This is a genomic window from Lacrimispora sp. (assembly GCF_032078915.1).
Taxonomy (GTDB): Bacteria; Bacillota; Clostridia; order Lachnospirales; family Lachnospiraceae; genus Lacrimispora.
In genome coordinates, this window is sequence record NZ_DAMAUN010000183.1 from 1 (window position 1) to 3,383 (window position 3,383).

At 47.9% G+C, this 3,383-nt stretch carries 3 protein-coding genes; all 3 read right to left on the reverse strand.

The genetic code is table 11. From position 1 onward, the window contains the following. The coding region (locus tag RT269_RS29930; protein ID WP_313188166.1) for an ammonium transporter at nucleotides 1-1,001 on the reverse strand (1,001 nt) is incomplete at its 3' end. A 250-nt stretch (nucleotides 1,002-1,251) separates the two neighbouring features. Next, a complete protein-coding gene (locus tag RT269_RS29935; RefSeq protein WP_313188168.1) occupies nucleotides 1,252-2,769 on the reverse strand; it encodes a bifunctional metallophosphatase/5'-nucleotidase in 1,518 nt (505 codons plus the stop codon). Nucleotides 2,770-2,773: 4 nt separating this feature from the next. Then, nucleotides 2,774-3,383 (reverse strand): phosphonate ABC transporter, permease protein PhnE (phnE, locus tag RT269_RS29940; RefSeq protein WP_313188170.1); only part of this gene is annotated, 610 nt, incomplete at its 5' end.

Genomic DNA, 3,383 nt, shown 5'->3' on the forward strand with positions numbered 1-3,383 from the left:
ATACTGGTTTTCCCAAATATTCCGGTGGCAATCCCGCCCCAGATACCGCCGATCCCGTGGCATCCGAATACATCCAAGGCATCGTCATAGCCAAATCTGGACTTCACGTAATCGATAAAAAAATAACAAATAGGGCTGACAAACCCTCCGATAATGATTGCCGCCCAGACCGGTACAAAGCCGGCACCGGGAGTTATGGCCACCAGGCCGATGACCAGACCGGTAGAAGCTCCCACAAGGGTTGGCTTTCCGTTCTTTATAACCTCCACCAGTACCCAGGAAAGCAGGGCAGAGGCCGCTGCCGTGTTGGTCGTCATAAATGCATGGGCAGCCAGCTCATTTGCCGCCAGAGCGCTGCCGCCGTTAAAACCAAACCAGCCGAACCAGAGCAGGGAAGCACCCAGAAATACGAAGGGGATATTGTGAGGATGGTAAGGCGCTTTTCCCAGGTTCTTTCGTTTTCCAAGGAGAATGGAAAGTACCAGCGCACTGACGCCGGAGCTGATATGTACCACATTTCCTCCTGCAAAATCAACAGAACCGATCCGGAATAAATAGCCTTCTCCCCATACCATATGAGCCAGGGGATAATAAACGATCAATGACCATAGCACCATAAAAAGAACGAGGGAAGCAAACTTCATCCGCTCCGCAATGGCTCCCGTGATCAACGCCGGGGCGATGATGGCAAACATCATCTGAAATATGGCAAAGGCCAGGGTGTTGGGATAAGGCAGGGTTGTGTCCGTAAAGGTGTTGAAATTGAGACCTGCCCATCGTAAATCACCGATGACTCCTCCCAGGTCACCGCTGAAAGACAGGGAAAAACCGATCAAAACCCACATAACAGATCCGACTCCCATGATGATGGCAGATGACATCATCATATTAATAACATTTTTGCGTTTTACCAGACCTCCGTAAAAAAATGCCAGCCCCGGCGTCATAATAAAAACCAGTGCCGAACTGATCAAAAGCCAGGCCAAATCTCCATGATCCATAATTGCAGCTCCTCCTTTTTAATTCAGAAAAAAACGAAGCCATAACTCTTTGTGCCAATGCACAATGTTATGGCTTCGTTGCCTTGAAATTTTCTGCCGTCTCCGGTATAGGGTTAGACTAAAGGAAGAGCCGTTTTTTGTCAAGAAATTTCCGAAGAACGGCCGGATAAACTTATTTTTTAAATTTTTTAATTTAAAAAATGAATCTATTTCTTTCATTTTCATTGATTTTTAAGGCCCGGTATTTTTATTATAACAGAATCATACCGCCGTTATTAACAATCTCTATCACAGAATGCTTACGCAAATACTCCAGGGCCATCTGTGGAACCTCTGTTCCAATGCGTTTTATGACCCGGCATTCCCTGTATACCTCATAACCTCCGGTGCCGCTGGCCCGGTAATCGCTCATGCAAAGGCTTAAGGTGCGGCCTGCAAGAGGTTCTCCTTTATACAGGATCTTCTTCACCCGGTTTCCCACAGCCTCTTTTAAGTCCACTTCAAAGGTGATCCCGGAAAAATAATCATAATTATAATGCTCCACCTTAGGCTTTAAGAACATGTCTGATATCTCAATATTCCCATCTTTTAAAGTAAAATATCCGGCGCAGCGCTCCAAAGCCTTTTTCAGAGATTCTTCCTTTACCTCAAGGACCACAAGGGTATTGGAAAACGGATAGACCCGCACCAGATCACGCATAGTCACATGATCCGGCAGGCTGATGGGTGAATTTCCCAGACCAACGCAGGAGATATCCGCTCCCGTATAGTTAAGCTGTACCTGATTGAAAAAATCTGCAATGGGCGACCCATAGAGGGCCATATCAAGCTTGCTCTTTTCCGGAACCGGCTCTTTCAAACGGCCGATGTCCACATCCAGCCATTCCTGAACCGCCTCCTCCAGAGGAAGCAGAGACTGGTAAGGCTCTTTCCCATGAACCTCCCCAGCGGGGCAGATGGAAGATTTCACCGAAACCTTCCCGTTTTCAAGCCCGATATCCAGACAGGCATACTGCGTGGCATTAGGAGCCAGCTGCAGGGTATGGGTTCCGAAAAGATCTCTTCCGGGAACTGACATATGCTGGTGGGCGGTCAAAAGGATGTCGTAATCCAGCTCCTTTAAAATGCGGCAGCCCACATTTTCTCCTGATGTACTTAAAACCATTCCGTTGTCAAGATCACATTCATAGCCGCCGTGATAAATGCATACGGTGACATCTGCCTGGCTTTTCAGCCTTTCCAGCTCTTTTGCCGCCGCTTCAAAAGCATCGGTAATATGGATCTTCTCTAAATGTTCCGGCTGCTCCCACACGTTAACATAATCCGTCACAACACCGGTCACTCCCAGGCGAAGCCCATTTTCCAGCGTAAAGACACGGCTCCTTGTTATCTGTGCCTTTCCTTCTAAGTCTCTGGCATTGGCACAGAGACAGATTCCCTTAAGTGCCTGAACATAATCTGCAAGACACTCATAGCCAAAATTAAAATCATGGTTTCCTGGAACAACGGCATCATAACCAGCCTCATTGTATACCCTTGCTATGGGGTTTACTCCAGGGACAGCTTCCTTCCGGGAAGTGATATAGGTGGCGAAAGGTGCCCCCTGCAGCGTATCTCCTCCGTCAAATACAAGAGTATTTCCATCTTTTTGAAAGTTGGAGATACAGTTTAAAAGTCCCATGGGCCGTTCCTTCCTGTCACCGTAAGAGGTAGGGAACAGGTATCCGTGCACATCCGAGGTGTAATAAATTCTTGCCTGTTTCTCCAACTGATCACCCCCTGGCCAGCTTCACGCGTATTTTGGTGGATATGTATTCCACAATAAGAACTAAAACCACAAGGCCGACCAGAATGGCTCCAGCCTCATTCCACCGGTAGGCATTCATGGCAAAGATCAGAGGCGCACCTATGCCTCCGGCTCCCACCAGTCCCAGAACCGTTGCATCCCTTAAGTTGATATCAAACCGGTAGATCACCGTTGATGCAAAATTGGGAATCAGCTGGGGCAGGATTCCATACCGGATTTTCTGGAACGTATTGCAGCCGCAGGCATCTAAAGATTCCAGAATCCTGGTGTCCAGATCCTCGATTGCTTCGATATACATTTTGGATACCATACCGATGGAGCAGACGGACATGGTTAAAAGTCCGGTAAATGCACCGGGACCGCTGACGCGGATGAACATAAGGCCATATACAAAGGCCGGAATGGTCCTCACCGCCATGATCACCAGACGGCTGAAATAGGCAATGGGAGCCGGCATCAAATTGGAGGCGGATAAAAAGGATAAGGGAATGGCAAGAAATGCCCCCACAATCGTTCCTAAAAATGCAATGCAGACCGTTTCCAAAAGAAGGTATGGAACTCCCTGTACGGTTAAA